Annotated in this window: 17 protein-coding genes and 1 riboswitch; of the genes, 6 read left to right on the plus strand and 11 right to left on the minus strand. The window is 71.9% G+C overall.

What is annotated here, in order from left to right:
* Window positions 1-492 precede the first annotated feature (492 nt).
* The 4 genes from H297_RS44015 to H297_RS0104920 all read left to right on the plus strand — a co-directional run bounded on the left by H297_RS44015 (window position 493) and on the right by H297_RS0104920 (window position 3,228).
* Window positions 493-822, plus strand: coding sequence for a hypothetical protein (locus H297_RS44015; RefSeq protein ID WP_027736136.1), 330 nt, complete (start codon window positions 493-495; stop codon window positions 820-822).
* On the plus strand, window positions 819-2,027 hold the full coding sequence (locus H297_RS0104910) for a JmjC domain-containing protein (RefSeq protein WP_027736137.1): 1,209 nt from the start codon (window positions 819-821) through the stop codon (window positions 2,025-2,027). Before H297_RS44015 ends, H297_RS0104910 begins: the two co-directional genes overlap by 4 nt.
* A 10-nt stretch (window positions 2,028-2,037) precedes the next feature.
* A complete protein-coding gene (locus H297_RS0104915) occupies window positions 2,038-2,955 on the plus strand; it encodes a sucrase ferredoxin (RefSeq protein ID WP_027736138.1) in 918 nt (305 codons plus the stop codon).
* A 132-nt stretch (window positions 2,956-3,087) separates the two neighbouring features.
* Window positions 3,088-3,228 (plus strand): hypothetical protein, encoded by a 141-nt coding sequence (locus H297_RS0104920; protein WP_158693641.1) that lies wholly within the window; start codon window positions 3,088-3,090, stop codon window positions 3,226-3,228.
* Window positions 3,229-3,287: 59 nt separating this feature from the next.
* Here H297_RS0104920 and H297_RS0104925 read toward each other — a convergent pair whose 3' ends face one another.
* The 8 genes from H297_RS0104925 to H297_RS0104955 form a co-directional block, all read right to left on the minus strand.
* Window positions 3,288-4,457, minus strand: a complete 1,170-nt coding sequence (locus tag H297_RS0104925; protein ID WP_106959558.1) for an FUSC family protein — start codon at window positions 4,455-4,457, stop codon at window positions 3,288-3,290.
* Window positions 4,458-4,861: 404 nt separating this feature from the next.
* Window positions 4,862-5,968 carry a type I phosphomannose isomerase catalytic subunit gene (locus H297_RS0104930; RefSeq protein WP_027736141.1) on the minus strand — a complete coding sequence of 369 codons (1,107 nt, stop codon included), beginning with the start codon at window positions 5,966-5,968 and terminating at the stop codon, window positions 4,862-4,864.
* On the minus strand, window positions 5,965-6,804 hold the full coding sequence (locus tag H297_RS0104935) for an SDR family oxidoreductase (RefSeq protein ID WP_027736142.1): 840 nt from the start codon (window positions 6,802-6,804) through the stop codon (window positions 5,965-5,967). The genes H297_RS0104930 and H297_RS0104935 overlap by 4 nt, the downstream gene beginning before the upstream one ends.
* A 266-nt stretch (window positions 6,805-7,070) precedes the next feature.
* Complete coding sequence (locus tag H297_RS41180; RefSeq protein WP_078513750.1) at window positions 7,071-7,442, minus strand: serine hydrolase domain-containing protein; 372 nt, start codon at window positions 7,440-7,442, stop codon at window positions 7,071-7,073.
* Window positions 7,439-9,079: an ATP-binding cassette domain-containing protein gene (locus H297_RS34555; protein WP_051351540.1), complete on the minus strand. Its 1,641-nt coding sequence runs from the start codon at window positions 9,077-9,079 to the stop codon at window positions 7,439-7,441. Before H297_RS34555 ends, H297_RS41180 begins: the two co-directional genes overlap by 4 nt.
* A complete protein-coding gene (locus H297_RS34560) occupies window positions 9,076-9,912 on the minus strand; it encodes an ABC transporter permease (protein WP_051351541.1) in 837 nt (278 codons plus the stop codon). The genes H297_RS34555 and H297_RS34560 overlap by 4 nt, the downstream gene beginning before the upstream one ends.
* Complete coding sequence (locus H297_RS0104950; RefSeq protein WP_027736143.1) at window positions 9,909-10,856, minus strand: ABC transporter permease; 948 nt, start codon at window positions 10,854-10,856, stop codon at window positions 9,909-9,911. The genes H297_RS34560 and H297_RS0104950 overlap by 4 nt, the downstream gene beginning before the upstream one ends.
* A gap of 1 nt (window position 10,857) precedes the next feature.
* On the minus strand, window positions 10,858-12,420 hold the full coding sequence (locus H297_RS0104955) for an ABC transporter substrate-binding protein (RefSeq protein WP_486589407.1): 1,563 nt from the start codon (window positions 12,418-12,420) through the stop codon (window positions 10,858-10,860).
* A gap of 52 nt (window positions 12,421-12,472) precedes the next feature.
* Window positions 12,473-12,600: riboswitch (cobalamin riboswitch) on the minus strand.
* A 313-nt stretch (window positions 12,601-12,913) separates the two neighbouring features.
* Here H297_RS0104955 and H297_RS0104960 point away from each other — a divergent pair.
* Together H297_RS0104960 and H297_RS34565 are read left to right on the plus strand one after the other, a co-directional pair.
* The gene (locus H297_RS0104960) at window positions 12,914-13,381 is read left to right on the plus strand and encodes a hypothetical protein (protein ID WP_027736145.1); all 468 of its coding nucleotides are present in this window, start codon (window positions 12,914-12,916) and stop codon (window positions 13,379-13,381) included.
* 275 nt (window positions 13,382-13,656) lie between these two features.
* Entirely contained in the window at window positions 13,657-15,057 is a 1,401-nt protein-coding gene (locus H297_RS34565) for a sugar porter family MFS transporter (protein WP_064744779.1), read from the plus strand.
* A gap of 183 nt (window positions 15,058-15,240) precedes the next feature.
* Here H297_RS34565 and H297_RS0104975 read toward each other — a convergent pair whose 3' ends face one another.
* The 3 genes from H297_RS0104975 to H297_RS0104985 all read right to left on the minus strand — a co-directional run bounded on the left by H297_RS0104975 (window position 15,241) and on the right by H297_RS0104985 (window position 16,749).
* The gene (locus tag H297_RS0104975; protein WP_027736146.1) at window positions 15,241-15,681 is read right to left on the minus strand and encodes a DUF2267 domain-containing protein; all 441 of its coding nucleotides are present in this window, start codon (window positions 15,679-15,681) and stop codon (window positions 15,241-15,243) included.
* 67 nt (window positions 15,682-15,748) lie between these two features.
* A complete protein-coding gene (locus H297_RS0104980; protein WP_199787146.1) occupies window positions 15,749-16,165 on the minus strand; it encodes a DUF2267 domain-containing protein in 417 nt (138 codons plus the stop codon).
* Window positions 16,166-16,305: 140 nt separating this feature from the next.
* Window positions 16,306-16,749 carry an Hsp20/alpha crystallin family protein gene (locus H297_RS0104985; RefSeq protein WP_027736148.1) on the minus strand — a complete coding sequence of 148 codons (444 nt, stop codon included), beginning with the start codon at window positions 16,747-16,749 and terminating at the stop codon, window positions 16,306-16,308.
* Window positions 16,750-16,828 lie beyond the last annotated feature (79 nt).

Consider the following 16,828-nt stretch of genomic DNA (forward strand, 5'->3'; position numbering starts at 1 on the left):
GACCGGCGTTCTGTGCACTCTGCCGCTCGAAGGACATGAGAGGTTCCGGTCCCGTCATCCTGGAGGGCTCGAAACCGGCCTCCGGGCCGAGGCGGGTCGGTGCCGCGCCGATGCGGTCGGCCCGTGCCCCCAGCCACGAGACCGACTGCGCGAAGGCGATCACCTCCGCGCACTGCGGTCGCGGCCCTCCTTCGCACGGTTCTCAGCGAGGCTACACGCTGGTGGTATTCATTTTCAATAATCCTCGACCGCGCTCTCTCGGCTGACGGATCAGCATGTCTCCCGGCCATGCCTCACGCACCCTGCCGTCGATGCGGCTCGCGCCCGTCCACGCGACAGCGCTCGGTCGACACGTCCGCCGCCCCGGTTCGAATCGATACCTCCGGCATGTGGCGATACGGTGATATTGAGACCGTTTGTGCAGACTCGTCCCCATGAGGCGCTCAGCCGCCGAGCGGGGCCTGGTCCCAGTCATCCGATTCTGGAGAGCCTATGACCGATCCCAAGAAGGACCGCGAGGAAGAAGGACCCGCAGACGCCGGAGCGGGAGGCACGCCGGGGGTCCACGACGGCGGCGCCGACGACGGCGCCGAAGGACCCGCAGACGGCGGAGCCGGGGGCACACCCGGCGTCCACGACGGCGGCGCCGACGGCAGCGCCGAGGGTCCCGCGGACGCTGGAGCGGGAGGCACACCCGGCGTCCACGACGGCGGCGCCGACGACGGCGCCGAAGGACCCGCAGACGGCGGAGCCGGGGGCACACCCGGCGTCCACGACGGCGGCGCCGACGGCAGCGCGGACGAGTCCGGCAACCGCTCTTGACCTCACCGCCCAAGGCCGAGCTTCAGGACGTCGGCGCCGTATCAGGCGCCGGGGTCCTGGACAAGCGCCTGACCCGTCTGAGCCGGGAGGAGTTCGCCCGCGACGTGTGGGCGCGGACTCCGCTGCTCACGCGTTGCGCGAGCGACTTCTCCGACCTGTTCTCCGCCGACGCCGCGGACGAGCTGATCTCGCGTCGCGGGTTGCGCACCCCCTTTCTTCGCGTCGCCAAGGACGGCTCCACACTTCCCGAGTCGTCGTTCACCTCGTCGGCCGGTGCCGGCGCCACCATCTCCGACCAACTCGACGACACTGCCGTGTGGCGCGGGTTCGCCGACGGCGCCACGCTCGTCCTCCAAGCCTTGCAGCGCACCTGGGAACCGGTCGCGGACCTCAGCTCCGGGCTGAGTACGGAGCTGGGGCACCCGGTGCAGGCCAACGCCTACGTCACACCGCCGCAGAGCCGCGGTTTCGACGACCACTACGACGTCCATGACGTCTTCATCGTCCAGGTCGAGGGCACCAAACGCTGGCTCATCCACGAGCCTGTGCATCCGGACCCGCTACGGGACCAGCCCTGGACGGATCACCGCTCCGCCGTCACCGAAGCTGCGAAGGAAACGGCGTACCTCGACACCGTCCTGGTGCCCGGCGACACCCTCTACCTCCCGCGGGGCTGGTTGCACGCGGCGCGGGCTCAGGGCGAGGTGTCCATCCACCTGACGTTCGGCATCCACTGCTGGACGCGGTACGCACTGGCAGAGCATCTGACCCAGGCAGCGCTGGCGATGTTGCGCGAGGACCCCGGGATGCGTACGTCCCTCCCCCTGGGCGCACAGGATGCGTCCTGTGACATCGGCCTCGTCCGGGAACGTCTCCTGGACGCCGTGGCAGAGGCCGACCCGGGCCCCTCGTTCCACCGCGCCCGACGAGGCCAGGGCCGCCCTGCGCCGCTGGGCCCGCTGGCTCAACTCGCTGCTCTCGACGCTCTCGGACCCGCATCACCGGTGCGGCTTCGGGATGCGCTGGAGGCCCGGCTGGTGGGCCCACGCCTCACCACTCGGGTGGGCTGGCTGGACTTTCCGTATAGCGATCTGCCGGCTGTCGCCCGCCTGCTCGGCGGTGAGGTCCGCACCGCCGGCGACCTCGGCCTCGCCCTCGCCGAGAGACTTCTGCGCGCGGGCGTACTCGTCCCCGCCGAACAGTGACGCCGCTGCAATGGCTGCAACCGACCGGTTCTTCTGCGCCGACGCCGCTCGAAGACGTGGCGACCCGATGGCCGGCACAGCGCCGCGCGGCGTGGCGTGGATCCTCGTCGAATACCGCGACGGCTGGCCCGCCAACGGCTTCGACGGTCTCGATCTCGACCCCGGCACCAAGGCACTCGTGTACTCCTCCGCCCAGGCGGTGCGTGCACGAGTGCTCCTGATCAGACGGCACGGGCGGCGCCGGGCCGAGGGTCTCAGCCGCTGGGCGGTCCTGCGTCATGACAACTCGGGCGGCTACCGCCAGCATTGGGGCACCTGGAGGCGTGACGAGGACTTGGCACAAATCGCGGGGGCCCTCGACGCACCAGGGGAGCTCGGCTGCCCGCCCGTCGTCCTCGTGTGCACCCACGGTCGGCACGACACCTGCTGCGCGGTCCGCGGACGGCCCGTGGCACGTGCCCTGCACGAGCGCTGGCCGGATCTGGTGTGGGAATGCACGCATGTGGGCGGCGACAGGTTCGCCGCCACCGTGGTGGTCGCGCCCGACGGTGTCTATTACGGCGGCCTCGACGCCGACTCCTGCCTTCCGGTGGTCGAACAACACCTGGCCGGCCGTATCCACGCGGAACACCTGCGCGGATACACGGATCTCCCGCCGCCCCAGCAGGCCGCTGTCGCGGCGATGCTCAGCCGGTTCGGCCCGGCAGGCCGGCACGACTACGTGGTCACCGAGACCTTCCGCGACGACGACCGCTGGCGGATCCGGATCGCCGGCCGCCCGCCCCATCCGTCCGTTTCCGACGTCACCGTGCAGGCCCGCCGCACATCGCCGCACCGGTTGACCTGTCGCGGGCCGGCGTCGAGCTCCGCCACCGTCTACGAGATCACGGAGATCGGGTCGGGCACCGGCTCCGGTGACACCACTTGATCGACGGCCCACTTCGGCCGACGCCGACTCGCAGCTTCATGGTCCTTCAGCCTGGTCGCCGGCTCCGCGATGCTCACCGAAGCCACGCCCACCGCTCTCCGGCCAGGTCTGCAAGGCACCACGGACACCGCGATGAACCTCGTCGCAGCCGTCGGTGCCGGACTGGCGGGTCCCCTGATGCACAGCATCGGTTTCGGCGGACTCAACGCCGCGGCCGCGGCTCTCGTCCTCCCGGTGCTGCTCTGCTGGATGCTGCTGGTCCGGTCCCGCTGACCGAGGCCGAGGGCGCGGACGTCGCACCCGGCCGATCGGGACGCCCAACGGGCCGCCGGTCACGGCTCGTGCCGCCTGTGCCTGCGGAACGGCGTCCGGCGCAGAGCCGCCGGTGTGCTCGCCCGCACCCGTCCGGTGCCCTCACGGACGGCGCGGGTGGCCTCCTCGTCCCCGACGCCGGTGAAGAGCAGTACGTCGTAGGCCACCGCCCGCACCATCGCGCGGGACACGGCGAGGGCCGGTTCCCGCAGGTCACCGGAGGCGGGGATCCGGCCGGCCAAGGTGACGACACGCTCGGCCTCCCGCTGCCGCACGCCGCCGTCGCCGGGTGCGGCTGCCAGGCGCTCCAGCGTGTCGGCCAGCGCACCGACGAGAGGCACCAGCGCGGAGCGGTGCCCCTCATCGAGGGCGCGCATCGTGCGGGTCAGAGTCAGACAGCTGTTGCCGAGCAGGTCGAGCCGGGCGGCGTTCGCCCTCTCCCGGCCGACGCGCTTCCCCCGGCCCCACCACACGGGCGACCAACGGGCAGCCGTGCCGGTACGTGTACGGGTGGCGCTCAGCTTCGCGAGATCGGAGTAGGCGACGCGCAACTGTTCCCGCGTCCAGTCGCTGAACACCGCGCCCCCGGAAGACGACGCCCCGGCCGTGAGGCGCAGCGCCTGGACGAGGTCGCACAGCGCCGCCGACTCGGCGCGCCGCAGCAGACCGATCGGCTCGCTCGGGAACAGCGCCTGGCTGACGACCAGAGCCACGCCCCCGCCGAGAAGAGCGTCGTAGGCGCGCGCCGGCCCGTTCTGCGGGCCTCCCACGGCGATGGCCAGGATGGCGCTGACGGCCGCCTGCGCGAGGGTGACCCGTTCGCCGCCGACGGCGAGGGCGACGAGCATCGACACGAGCGTGGCTGCGGCCAGCGTGCCGTAGCCCTGGCCCAGGACCGCGATCGTGACCTGGGCGACCAGGACACCCGCGAGAACGCCGAGGACGAACCGCAGGGCGTTGGTGCCGCGCTCGCCGCGAGCGGCGTTGAGAGCGACGAGAGTGGTGATCGGAGCGAAGATGGGCTGATGGTGCTCGACGACGTGGCGAGCGATCCACCAGGACAGGGTCGCTGCGGCTGTCTGCTGGAGCACCGGCCACAGGCCTGTGGTGATCCGCCGCCAGGCGCCGCTGACCACCCCGCCGACGGCCGAGCCCGCCCAACGCAGCACCGTGCCGCCCCGCGCGGTCACCGGCGCCGCTCACCCGTGGGCGGCGGACGGGGGGCCGCGGCGGGCTCGCGGCTCTCGTCGGAGTTCACCGCGTTCCCGTCCTCCGCCGGCCCGAGCGACGCGCCCTCGCGGCCCTCGCCGCGCCCTGCACGATCCCTCTGCGGGGAGGGCCTCCACACGGTCGCGGGTCCGGTTGCCTGCGGATCCCCTGCACCACGTGTCTCTCCTACGGCGATGCGGTCGCTCGACGTGCTGTCGCCGCGTCCGTGCGGAACCTCCAGCTCGCTGCGGCTCGGGGCCACCACTTCCAGGACCGCCCGGAAGGTAAACCTCGCGTGAGCGGGGCGGGGGCGGGTCGGTGGTGGTGGCTTCGCGTATCCACCGGGACCCTGCCCGGCCCGTTGCTCCACCGGTGCAGGCGTCCGTCAGGAGCCCGGCGTGTGCGCGGCTGCGCGGGAGCCCGCGGGCGCACCGAGGGCGTCGATGGTCCGGAGTGGGTAGCCGGCTTCGAGCAGCGGGGCGCGGACATCCCGGTCGAGGTCGGGCAGGTAGCCGAACAGGACGTCAGCCGGCCCGGTGATCTCGACGCTCCCGCAGGCCGCGGGGAGCAGCAGCGTCTCCGCCCGGCCCAGTTCCGCACACCACTCCCCTGTCCGCACCCGCACAGGGCGTCCGACATTGGACAGGATCTGTGCGGTGGCGAAGAGGTGGCGCACAGGCTCCTCGGTCCCTGCACGCCAGCGTTCGAGGGCGAAGCAGGGGCCCGCGCACAGGAAGACCCGTTCCACGCCGTCACCGACGGCGATTCCGAGCCCGGGCGTGAAGTCCGGCCGCGCCCCCGGATCGACCTGCCGCATCAGCATGTCGAGATGGGAGCCGAACTCCGCGTCGCCCACCGCGGAGCCGTCCTCCATCCTCCAGCGCATCGCGTGCTGCTGGATGTCGGAGGTCTGTTCGATCTCGTAGACCAGCGTGTCGGGGCCGAACGTGTGCAGGGTGCCACCGGGCACGTACACGGTCTCCCCGGACCGCACCGGCAAGCGACGCAGGACGGCGTCGAAGTCCTGCGCCTCCAGTGCGGCACGCAGCCGGTCACTCGTCACGCCGTCCTTGACGCCGCACAGGGCGGTCGCGCCCGGCGCGGCGTCAAGGATGTGCCATGCCTCGGTCTTGCCGTTGGGCTGCCCCTCCAGGCGTTGGGCGGCCTCGTCGTCGGCATGCAGATGCACGGGCAGGGAGCCGGCCGCGTCGATGAACTTCGTCAGCACCGGGAAGTGCTCGCCTGTCCAGCCCTCCCCCATCAGCTCCTCGGGATGGTCGGCGATCACCTGGCGCAGGGTCCGGCCCGCCAGGGGGCCGTTGGTCACCGCGCTGCCGCTGCCTGTGACGTCGCTGCACTCCCACGTCTCCGCGACGCTCCAGTCGGGGATGCCGGTCTTACCCAGGCGGCGGGCGATCGCGTGGCCGCCGAAGACCAGCGGCTTGGAGATCACCGTCAGCCGCAACGGGTACAGGCCGCTCGGGGCACTCACAGGATCGGCTGCCCACCGGTGACCGCGACCCGGGCCCCTGAGACGTAACCGGCCTCGTCCGAGGCCAGCAGCACGTAGACCCCCGCCAGCTCGGCCGGCTGCCCCGGCCGCCCCAGCGGAACCTGGGACCCGAAGCTCTCCACCTGCTCCGGCGGCATGGTCGCCGGAATGAGCGGCGTCCAGATCGGCCCCGGGGCGACACTGTTGGCGCGGATCCCCCTCGGCCCCAGCATCTGGGAGAGAGTCCCGACCATGTTGGCGATACCGGCCTTGGTGACGTTGTACGCCAGCAGCTGCGGCGGCGGGCTGTCGGAATTGACCGAGGTGCTCCCGATGATCGCCGAACCGGCACTCATGTGCGGGACGGCGGCTTTGACCAGGTGGAAGAAGGCGCTGATGTTGATCGCCAGAGTGCGGTCCCACTCCTCGTCCGGGATGTCCTCGATGGAGTCGTGGGTCATCTGGAACGCGGCGTTGTTGACGAGCACGTCGATGCGGCCGAACTCCCGCACGGCCGCCGCCACGATCGACCGGCAGTGGGCCGGATCAGCCACGTCACCGGGCACCAGCACGCACGTGCGCCCCGCATCCTCCACCCAGCGCCGTGTCTCCTCCGCGTCCTCGTGCTCGTCGAGGTACGAGACCAGGACGTCTGCGCCTTCCCGGGCGTAGGCCAGCGCCACCGCACGACCGATACCGCTGTCCCCGCCCGTGATCACCGCTGCCTTGCCGGCCAGCCGTCCCGATCCCCGGTAGCTCTCCTCACCGTGGTCGGGTGCGGGCGCCAGTGCGGAGGTGACGCCCGGCGGGGACTGCTGCTGACGAGGACGCGACATGGCCTCTCCGAGGTTCGCTGGAGCCGGACGGAAGCACCGGGGCCTCCCACGCGACATCCATCCTCGGCCCCTGCCCCACTTCCCGCGACTCGGCCTTCTGTGCACGAGGCCCCCAGAGCACGCCCCCGCGTGGCCTGCCCTTCTTCGACCACGGTCCGTACCGAGCTGGGCCGGTAGTACACCGAGCGACGTCGTGCTCGCGCCGTGCCGCCGCCACCGCGTGCTCGGGAAGCGGTCCTCACTCGGTGCCGTCCGGACGGCGGCCGTCATGTCGTTGCTCCAGGCATCGGTGGAGCCGGGGAAGGTTCACCATGTCCGCAGCCTGCCTGCCGTCGACCGTGGCGGCGCCTGTCGTGCGGTGGCCGGGCAGGGAAGTGGTGGAAGCCGGTGCCGGCCACGTGCATCGAACCGCTCGGACGGGAGGGCTGACGGGCTGTGCTCCTCCGCCCGTGGTTGCCGTGGCCGCGGAGGAGGCCGGGCAGGCAGCGCTCCACCGGCGCGTCGAGATCCGTGCGGCGCCCGGCCACCAGGTGGAGTACGACGGTCGCCACGAACGGCCTGGTCATACTGGCGGTCCGGAACCGGCAGTCCCCGCGCGGCCGTGCTTGGCTGTCCCCGTCCGCGACGCCCGCGGTCACTGCCGCGCCGGCGGACCGGCGTCACGAGCGGGGCCGGGTGCCCGGGGCCAGGCGGCCGGTACGACGTCCTCGACCGGTCCGCTCCGCACACAGCGGCCGGCCTCGAACAGCACGGCCTCGTGGGCCAGCATCCGCACTGCGGGCAGGTCGTGGCTGATGAACAGGAGAGCGGTCGCGGCAGGGGCGAGCAGGCGGGGCAGCGCGCCGAGGAGCCGCTCCCGGGACACCGTGTCCAGCGCCGACGTCACCTCGTCGCAGACCAGCAGCGCCGGGCGGGCGGTCAGGGCTCGCACCAGAGCACAGCGCTGGAGCTGGCCGCCCGAGAGCCGGTCGGGGGTGCGATGCAGCAGGTCCTCGTCGAGTCCGAGTGCATCGGCGGTCTCGACCGCTTCGGCCACCGCCACCTCGCGGGGCAGGCCGCGCAACAGCCGTGCGGTGTCCGCGAGCTGCCCGCCGACCGGCCGGTGTCCCTCGAAGGAGTCGGCGCTGTTCTGGTGCACGTACTGGACAGCGCGGCGCTGTGCGGCCGTGCGCCGGTCTATCCGGCGGGGTAGGGCCCGGCCGTCGAACCGGACCTCGCCCCGGGACGGCGTGGCCAGGCCGGCCAGCACTCGGGCGAAGGTCGTCTTCCCCGAGCCGGACGGGCCCAGCAGCGCGGTCGTCCGGCCGGGCCGGAACGTCATGGACACCGGGCCCGGGAGAGGATCCCCGGTCCGGCGGCGTACGGAGATCTCCGTGGCGGCGACCACCCGGCGCCCTTCCACGTCCTGACCGGCCGGGCTCCGGTCCGCCCCGTTGCTGCCAGCACCGGTGCGGTGTTCGGCAGCCAGCAACTCCCGGGTGGCCCGGTGCCGGAGGGTGGGACGCTGCGCGGGGGCAGGTTCCACGCCGGGTGCGGGGAGGCGGGTGCCGAGAACCTCGGCCACCGGCCCGGCGTCCACCGCCCTGCCGTGCTCCAGGACGACGACCTGGTCGGCCGTCTGCCGGACCAGCGGCAGGTCGTGGCTGAGCAGCAGTACGCCGGCTCCCTGGTCGGCGAGCTGGCGCACCGTTCGGCCGAGGGCGTGCGCGAGCGCCGGGTCGAGGCCGCTTGTCGGCTCGTCCAGTATCAGCAACCGGGCGCCCGTCACCAGAGCGGAGGCGAGTGCCAGCCGTTGCTGCTGGCCGCCGGAGAGCTGGTGCGGGAAGCGGCGACGCACGGTCTCCCATTCCAGCCCGGCACGAGCCGTGGCCCGGCGGGCGGCGGCCCTCCGTGCGGCGCGTTCAGGAACCCCGAGGGCGGCCAGCTCCGTCAGCGCGCCACCGACCCGGCGGATCGGATCGAGCACCGTCTCCGGATGCTGCGGCAGATGCGCTGCCCGGCCCGCCCGGGCCGCGCTGCGCCGGGCCGGTGCCATGCGCAGCAGGTCCGTACCCGACAGCAGCGCGCGTCCCGTCAGGGTGACGCCGTCGCGCGAGGCACCGAGCGCCGCCAGTCCGAGCGTCGTCTTGCCACTGCCCGACGGCCCGACGACGGCGGTGACGGCCCCCGGCCGGACCGTCAGTGCGACCCGGTCGAGGAGCGGACGCCCGACCCCGTGGGCGTGCGCGGACATCTGCGGGACGTCCAGCAGCGGCAGGGGTGCGGACCCGCTCACCGGAGCCTCCTCTCACGTGCCAGGGAGTGGTCCACGAGGAGGTTGCCGCCGACGCACAGCGCGGTGAGCAGCCCGGCAGGCACCACCACGGCGGCGGGCTGGGTGAACAGGGCGTCGCTGTTGCGTTCGATGAGCACGGCCCAGTCCGGTGAGGACGCCGGCAGTCCGAGGCCGAGAAAGTTCGCGGATGCCAGAAGGTACAGCACGACGGCGAACCGCCCGCCGGCGTCGGTGGCCAGCGGGGCGGCCAGCTCGCGTGCCAGGTGGCGCAGATGGATGTAGGTCCAGCCGTGCCCCTGCATCCGCAGGGCCTCGACAACCGTCCGCGTGCCCGGTGCGAGCACGGCGCCGCGGACCAGGCGCGCGACGGCCGGGACCTGGAGCACTCCGGCGACCGTCACCAGCCAGTACCAGTCGCGGTGTCCGGTCGCGGCCAAGGTCATGAGCACGAGCAGTCCCGGGAAGGCGAGCAGTACGTCCAGCCCGCGCATCACCGTTTCGTCGAGGCCGCGCCGCGGACCCGCGGCCAGCAGTCCCAGTGGCACGCCCACGGCCGCCCCGACCAGCAGCGCTCCCAGTGCGCTGCCCAGAACCGAGGCACCGCCGTGCAGCACGAGCCACAGCACGTCGCGGCCCAGCAGGTCCGTGCCCAGCGGGTGCCCCGCGCCGGGCGGCTGCGAGGGAAGCGCGCTCCCGGCAGAGGGTGTCTCTGCGCCCGGCCACAGGCAGGGCCCCAGCACGGCTACGAGCACCGGTACGCCGAGCAGCACCAGAGCCGTCCACGGACGGCGGTCCCGGCCGGTGCCGGCCCCCGCGGGCCCGTGCCCCGTCACGCCGTCACCTCCCGCCGGGGTGCGAGGCGGTGGGCGGCCAGGTCGGCGGCGAGGTTCACCAGCACTGCGATACCGGCGAACAGCAACGCGTACGTCTGCACCTGCGGCAGGTCCCGGTTCTGCACCGCCTCGACGAAGCCGCTGCCGAGCCCGCGGAAACCGAACACCGCCTCCACCAGCACGGCACCGCTCAGCAGCCCCTCCACGCACCGGGCGAACTGCTGCGCGGCGGGGCCCAGGGCGCCGGGCAGCACGTGGCGCAGCACCACCGTCCGCTCCCGCATCCCCAGCAGCCGCAGGTGTGCGGCAACGGCACTGTGCCGTTGCGCCACCACACCCACGCGGATCTGCCGTGCCAGGTCGCACAGATGCCGGGCGGTCAGCACGGTGACGGGGAGCACCAGCACGGCGGGCTGTGCCGACAGCGTGGCCGTGTCCATGCCCACCGCGGTGGCCGGCAGCAGCCCCGCCGCCAGCGACAGCGAAGCAACCAGCAGCAGCCCGAGCACGAACTCCGGTACGGCGTGCAGCACCACGGCAGCGGAGTTCAGCACGCGGTCGAGGCGGCTGCCTTCCCGCAGTCCGCAGACCGTGCCGAGCAGCGGCGCCAGTACCGTGACCAGCAACAGCGCCGGCACGCCCAGCAGCAGTGTCACCCCGGTACGGCGGCCGAGGTCCCCACTCACCGGGAGCCCGGTCGTCAGGGAGCGCCCCAGGTCGCCGGTGAGCAGGCCGCCGAACCAGTGCCAGAACCGCACCCAGGCGGGCTCGTCCAGGCCCAGTCGAACGCGCAGCGCTTCCACCTGCTCCGGGGTGCCGAGTTCGCCACGGAGCACATCGGCCGCATCACCGGGCAGCAGTGAGCTGATGGAGAACACCGCGACGAGGACGACCAGGCACTGCAACAGCGCCAGGAGGCAGCGCCGCAGGAGGTAACCGCGCATCTCAGCTCAGCCGCACCCGGTCGAACCGGGCCCAGTCGTGCGAGTTGGGCGGTGCGGCGCGCAGGCCGTGCACCGAGGGGCCGATGGCGTCGGTGGCGTCGGAGAACGCCCACACCAGCAGGCCGGACTCGTCGCGGGCGGCCTTCTGGGCGCGGGCGAGCAGGGCCAGCCGGTCGTGTTCGTCGCGCGTGGTGCGGGCACGGGCCAGCAGCGCGTCGAACTTCTTCGACGCGTACTGCGTCTGGTTGCGGGCGGCACCGCCGCGGACCCGCTGCTGGAGGAAGTCGGAGACGGGCAGCGTGGAGGTGGTGTTGAAGGCGGCGACGCCCTTGTTCTCTATCTCGCTGAAGTAGGTGCTGGAAGCGCGGGTGCGGGCGGACAGTTTCAGGCCCACCTCGCGGAGTTGGCGCGCCATCAGGTCCGCCGCGGGCTCCCAGGCTGCGTCGACGGAGCTGGTCTCCACGGTGATCTCCAGCCCGTCCGCACCGGCTTCCTTGACGAGCTTCCGCGCCTCCTCGACGTCGCGTTCGCGCGGCGTCAGGTCGTCGGGATAGCCCCGCAGACCCATACCGAACAGGTCGTTGCCCACCTCGCCGTGTCCGGCCAGCGCGATGCGGACCAATTCCTTCCGGTCGAGGCCCAGTTGCAGGGCCCGGACCAGCCGCGGTTCGTCGAACGGCTTGCGGCCGGTGCGCAGCAGCAACTGCTGGGCCGTGGCCCGCTTCGCGGTTAGCAGCCGTGTCGAACCCTCCTTCTTCAAGCGTTCGACGGAGGCCCCGGCCATGTCGGCCGCGTAGTGGACCTGACCCGACAACAGGGCGTTGAGCCGCGCCGATTCCTCGTTCGCGGGGACGATCTCCAGCTCCGCGATGTGCGGGGCACCGTCCCAGTGGTCCGCCCAGCGCCGGTAGCGGGCGGTGCCGCCGGGCGTGAAGGACACGTAGGTGAAGGGGCCGGAGCCGACCGGCTTGCGGAAGTCCGTCGTCCCGTCGGGAACGATCTCGGTACCGGGCCCGGCGAACACGGTCGGGAACTCGAAGTTCGGCGCCTTCAGCACGAAGACGACGGACCGCTCCCCGTCCTTCTTCCCCGCCTCGAAGTCGATCGCGGCCAGCAGTTCCTGCGAGGGGGACCCGGTCTTCGGATCGGCTGCGCGCCGGTAGCTGTAGAGGACGTCCTTCGCGGTGACCGGCTTCCCGTCGTGGAACTCGGCCTTGCGCAGACGCACCCGCCACCGGGTGCCGGAGCGGTCGCTCTCCCAGGACTCGGCGAGGCGGGCGCGGACGGACATGTCGTCCGCGTAGGTGCCGAGTGTGTCGTACAAAGCCTTGGCGCGCGCCTGGTCGACGAAGTTCGGAGCGACGTGGGGGTCGAGTGTCTCCTGCGAGCCGCCGGCGGTGAACGCGGCGCGGAAGCGGTCACCGCCTCCCCCGTCCGTCCCGTCGCCGCCACAGCCGGCCAGCAGGCCGGACGCGGCCAGCGCCAGGCCGCCTCCCGCGGCCAGCACCCCCCGTCTGCCGGGTTCTGGCCGGTACGTCGACCCGGTACGGGCATGCGTCGTCACAGTCGATCCTCTCCGGGGTGTCCTCGCCCCTGCTGTCGGACCGGCGACGGGTCAGTCTCCTGGCTCCCGGATCGTCGCTCGCCTCCGCCTTCCCGTTCCGCGTGCGCGGACGGTGGCATGCGGGAGGACCGCTCCCCGGTCACAGTGGCGGGACCGCGCCGGACTCGCACCGGCTTCCTGGTCCCCGTCGCCTCGTGGGCTCATTGTGGCCCACCAGGTGACGACGGCTTCCGACGGGTTGCCCCTTGGCGCCTGCGGCCGCCCCGGACCACCGGGCACACCGGTCGCCCCGGACGGGACGACCGCCTGCAGCCCCTGTCCTCCCGGCCGGGACGGTCAGCGGTGGAGCCTTTCCTGTGCACATGAGTCGCACCCTCGCCGGGGCCGACCACGGGCGCGCGTCTACGATCCGTACAGGCGGTCGGGGCCCGTGCGCGGAGCGGTCCCGCCCGGTATGTGTACGCGACCGTGCCATGTCGAGGGAGACGGGTTCATGTTCACTCCCCTCCGCAGTGTCGCCGCCTACGCCGCAACGGTCGCCCTCGGCGCCTGGCTCGTCGGGCTGACGGTCACCGCCGCCTGCTGCCTGGTGAGCGCTTCCGGTGACGGCTCGTCGACGATGCCACCGGTCACCTGGGACGACGCCGTACTCCTCGTCGCCGAGGTGACCGACCTGACGACGGCACGGAAAGTGCTTCCCAGCATGCCGCGATGGAAGGTGACCACCTTCGATGCGCCTCTCTACACCGTGGTCATGCTCGTCGTCGCCGTCGCGACCGCTGCCGCGGACGGGGACTCCTCCGCGGTCGACTGGGGCTTCGTCCGCCTGACCTTCGCCATGCTGAGCCTGCACCTCCCCGCCGCATACGTGCTGTCGTGGTGGGCTTCCGGACGTCTCACCCTCGCGATGAAGGGGAACCGCGAGCGCGGTGGACGCCGGACGTCCTGGAGGTGCGGATGACCCGCTCGCCATGGCGACGCGGTACTCCCCGGTAGGCGGTGCCGCCGGTCGTGCATGCAGCTCGCCCAGCGGCAGCAGGAGGTGCCGCCGTGGGCGTACCTCTCATGGTGCTGACCGAGGCGCTCTCGTTGCGGCGGACACCCGGATGCCCGACCAGATGATGCCGGACCGGCGGCCGGCCGACACGATGGGGCGGAAGGAGTTTTTGCACGGCCGCGGAGCAGTCCTCCTGCGCCGTAGGCACTGACGCCGGGCCGACGAAGTGGGAGGAGTGCGTGAGGGAGCCCACTGGCCGCGCCCCGTCGCACGGTGATCCCGGAACCGTACGCCGACAGAACCGGGTGGCGGCGATCGCCACCATCGGCGGGTTCCTGTTCGGCTACGACACCGGTGTGATCTCCGGGGCACTCATCTACATCTCCTCGGATCTGCACCTCTCCGCGACCGAACAATCGGTGGTGGTCAGCTGCTTGCTGCTGGGGGCCGCGTTCGGTGGCACCTTCGCCGGGCGCATCTCCGACACGGTCGGCCGGCGCAGGGTGATCAACTGGGCTGCGGTGCTGTTCATCATCGGCACGACGGGCAGCGCGCTGGCGCCCGACATGGAGACCATGGTCGCCGCGCGAGTGGTGCTCGGCCTCGGCGTCGGCGCGGTGTCGGCCGTGGTGCCGCTGTACATCGGCGAGATCGCCCCGCTGTCCCGACGGGGCCGGCTGGTGAACCAGAACGAGATCATGCTTGTCACCGGACAGCTCGCAGCCAGCGTGGTCAACGCTGTCATCGCCGGAGTGAGCGAAGGTGATCAGGTCTGGCGCTGGATGCTGGGTGTGGCGCTCGTCCCGGCCGTCGGACTGTTCGTCGGCAGCCGCTTCCTCCCGGAGTCGCCCCGCTGGTTGATCAGCCACCAGCGGGGCGACGAGGCGGACCGGGTTCTGCACCAACTGCGCGATCCGCAGGCCGCGGAGGAGGAGTACGGCCACATCCTGGACGTCTCCCGCTCCCATCGGCACGATGCCAAGCTGAAGCCCCGCCAGTATCTGACCATCCGCTGGGTCAGGTACCTGGTGGTCGTCGGGATCGGTGTGAGCCTGTGCCAGCAGCTGGCGGGTGTCAACGCGGTCGTCTACTACGCCCCGACCCTGCTCTCCAGCACAGGGCTGAGCGCCAACGCCTCGGTCACCAGCGAGATCGCTGTCGGCGGAATGGGCGTCGTCGCGACCCTGGTCGGCATGTATCTGGTCAGCCGTGTCGACCGCAGACCGATGCTGATGACCGGGCAGATCGGGGCCGCCGCCGCCCATCTGCTGATCGTCGTCCTCCTCACCGTGCTGGGTGGCACGGTGATGAGCGTGTCTGTGCTGGGAGCGATGGTGGTCTTCATCTTCTTCCAGCAGTGCTTCATCTCGACAGTGACGTGGCTGACGTTGTCGGAGCTGTTCCCGATGCGCGTGCGTGGCTTCGCGATGGGCCTGTCCGTGTTCTTCCAGTGGACGGCGAACCTCATCGTGTCGCTGGCCTTCCCCAACGTCATCGACCGGTACGGCCCGCAGGCGGCTTTCGGGTGCTTCGTGGTCCTCAGCCTCCTCGGCTTCGCCTTCACACGGTGGGTACTGCCGGAAACCCGCCGCGAGTCCCTGGAGGACCTGGAACGCCGCCTCAAGGCCAAGTACTCGTGAAACGGTCCTCCTCTCACCCGGCAGCCGTGACCGGCAGCGCAGCGAGCGCTGCCGGTGCAAGACACCGGGTCCGCGGTGGTCACACGTCCCGGCGAGCCGGTCGAGGGGGAGGCTGAGCGGGACGGTGTCAGCAGCCGCCGCAGCGACGACACCGATCGGCTCCTGAACAGGCCGGGGCGTGCGTCAGGCTGCCTGGATGAGTTCGGCGCGGCCGAAGAGGATCGCGTAGCCGGCAGGGAGCTGGGCGAGAATGCGGTCGGTCAGGTCCGGGCCGGCAAGCTGGGCGACCGCGCCGAGGACGGAGCCGACGTCCCAGCGTGTGGTGGCCAGTGTGCCACCGGTGCGGGTGGCGAGGTCCTTGACGAAGGACCAACCGGTCAACGCATCGGTCTCCGGCACCTGGGCGGTGAGGATCCGCGCGGCCTCACGGGGAAGACGGGCAGCGAGCTCGACACGTTCCTCCCCGGTAAGGCGTCGCCCGAGGGCGGCCAGCACGGCCGAGGTGACGGCTTCGGCCCGCTCGCGGGTGGGGTAGGCGCCGTCGTAGCGGACACGCTCCAGCATCTGGGGGTAGGTCATCGCCGGAGGGGTGGTGAGTGTCACCGCTTGTCGCGTGGACTGCATCGGTCGGTGGGTGCCTTTCTCGCTATGGGGTTGTCCGGTCCCTGTCCGGCAGTGGTCGACACGGGACTCACTGCTGCTGCGGAACGTGACCGAGGTTGGTGTCCTGGGGACGGCCGAAGAGCATGTCGTAGCCGGGTGGGAGCTGGAGCAGGACCCGTCGGGTCAGCTCTTCGCCTGCCGCGTCGGCGGCGACGCTGAGGACGGCGCCGACGTCCCAGGCGGCAGTGGCGTCGGTGGCTCCCTCGATCCACGCCGCGGCGGCGCGGACGAACCGCTGAGGTGACAGCGGTTCGGCGGCCTGCAGCGGGTTGAGCAGGATCAGGGCGAAGGCCTCGGGGAGCCGGGCGGCCAGTTCCGCGCGTACGTCGCCGACCAGGTGGGCGCCCAGCAGGGCCAGCACGGTGCGCGCTGCCCGGTCGGCTTCTGTGCGGGTCGGGTACTCGCCGCGGTCCTGCACGTGGTCGAGGAAGGCTTCCCGCTGCATGACCACTGCGCTCTCCCTTCCACTCGTCGGTCCGTCGATCACGCGTAAGCGGAGGACGAGGGAGGGGAAGAGCAAGGCCCTCGTCCTCCGCTGCTGCTGCCGAGGGGGCGTGGGTTCCGCGTTTCAGCCGCGCGCCCTTCTCAGCTGCGGATCTCCTTGCGGCCCGAGCCGGCGGCGATGGAGATCTTGCGCGGCTTGGCGCGTTCGGCGATCGGGATGCGGACGGTGAGCACGCCGGCGTCGTAGTCGGCGTTGATGTGCTCGGTGTCCAGGGTGTCGGCCAGCATCACCTGCCGTGAGAAGACGCCGAGAGGACGCTCGGACAGCTCCACCTGTGCCTCGTCGCTCTTGGCCAGCGGACGGCGTTCCGCCTTGACGGTCAGCATGTTCCGCTCGACGTCGATGTCGATCGCCTCGGGGTCGACACCGGGAAGGTCGAGAGCGAGCACGTACTCGTCGCCTTCGCGGTAGGCGTCCATCGGCATCGCCGAGGGCCGCGACCAGGTGCCGGTCCCCGTGTTGGTGGCGAAGAACTGCTGGGTGATCCGGTCCAGCTCACGGAAGGGGTCGGTGCGCATCAGCATCGTGGAAACACCTCCATGGTTCCGGTTCGGGCTCTGCATGCCCATGCGCCGTTTCGTGCTTCTTTTGTAGCACGTCATC

The organism is Streptomyces sp. CNT360 (assembly GCF_000424785.1).

What these genes read in the sequence shown, in the direction of transcription:
- H297_RS44015 (WP_027736136.1), top strand. Translation starts at nt 493, where the DNA reads ATGACCGATCCCAAGAAGGACCGCGAGGAAGAAGGACCCGCAGACGCC.
- H297_RS0104915 (WP_027736138.1), top strand. Translation starts at nt 2,038, where the DNA reads ATGGCTGCAACCGACCGGTTCTTCTGCGCCGACGCCGCTCGAAGACGT.
- H297_RS0104920 (WP_158693641.1), top strand. Translation starts at nt 3,088, where the DNA reads ATGAACCTCGTCGCAGCCGTCGGTGCCGGACTGGCGGGTCCCCTGATG.
- H297_RS0104935 (WP_027736142.1), bottom strand. Translation starts at nt 6,804, where the DNA reads ATGTCGCGTCCTCGTCAGCAGCAGTCCCCGCCGGGCGTCACCTCCGCA.
- H297_RS0104950 (WP_027736143.1), bottom strand. Translation starts at nt 10,856, where the DNA reads ATGCGCGGTTACCTCCTGCGGCGCTGCCTCCTGGCGCTGTTGCAGTGC.
- H297_RS0104960 (WP_027736145.1), top strand. Translation starts at nt 12,914, where the DNA reads ATGTTCACTCCCCTCCGCAGTGTCGCCGCCTACGCCGCAACGGTCGCC.
- H297_RS0104975 (WP_027736146.1), bottom strand. Translation starts at nt 15,681, where the DNA reads ATGCAGTCCACGCGACAAGCGGTGACACTCACCACCCCTCCGGCGATG.
- H297_RS0104980 (WP_199787146.1), bottom strand. Translation starts at nt 16,165, where the DNA reads ATGCAGCGGGAAGCCTTCCTCGACCACGTGCAGGACCGCGGCGAGTAC.
- H297_RS0104985 (WP_027736148.1), bottom strand. Translation starts at nt 16,749, where the DNA reads ATGCTGATGCGCACCGACCCCTTCCGTGAGCTGGACCGGATCACCCAG.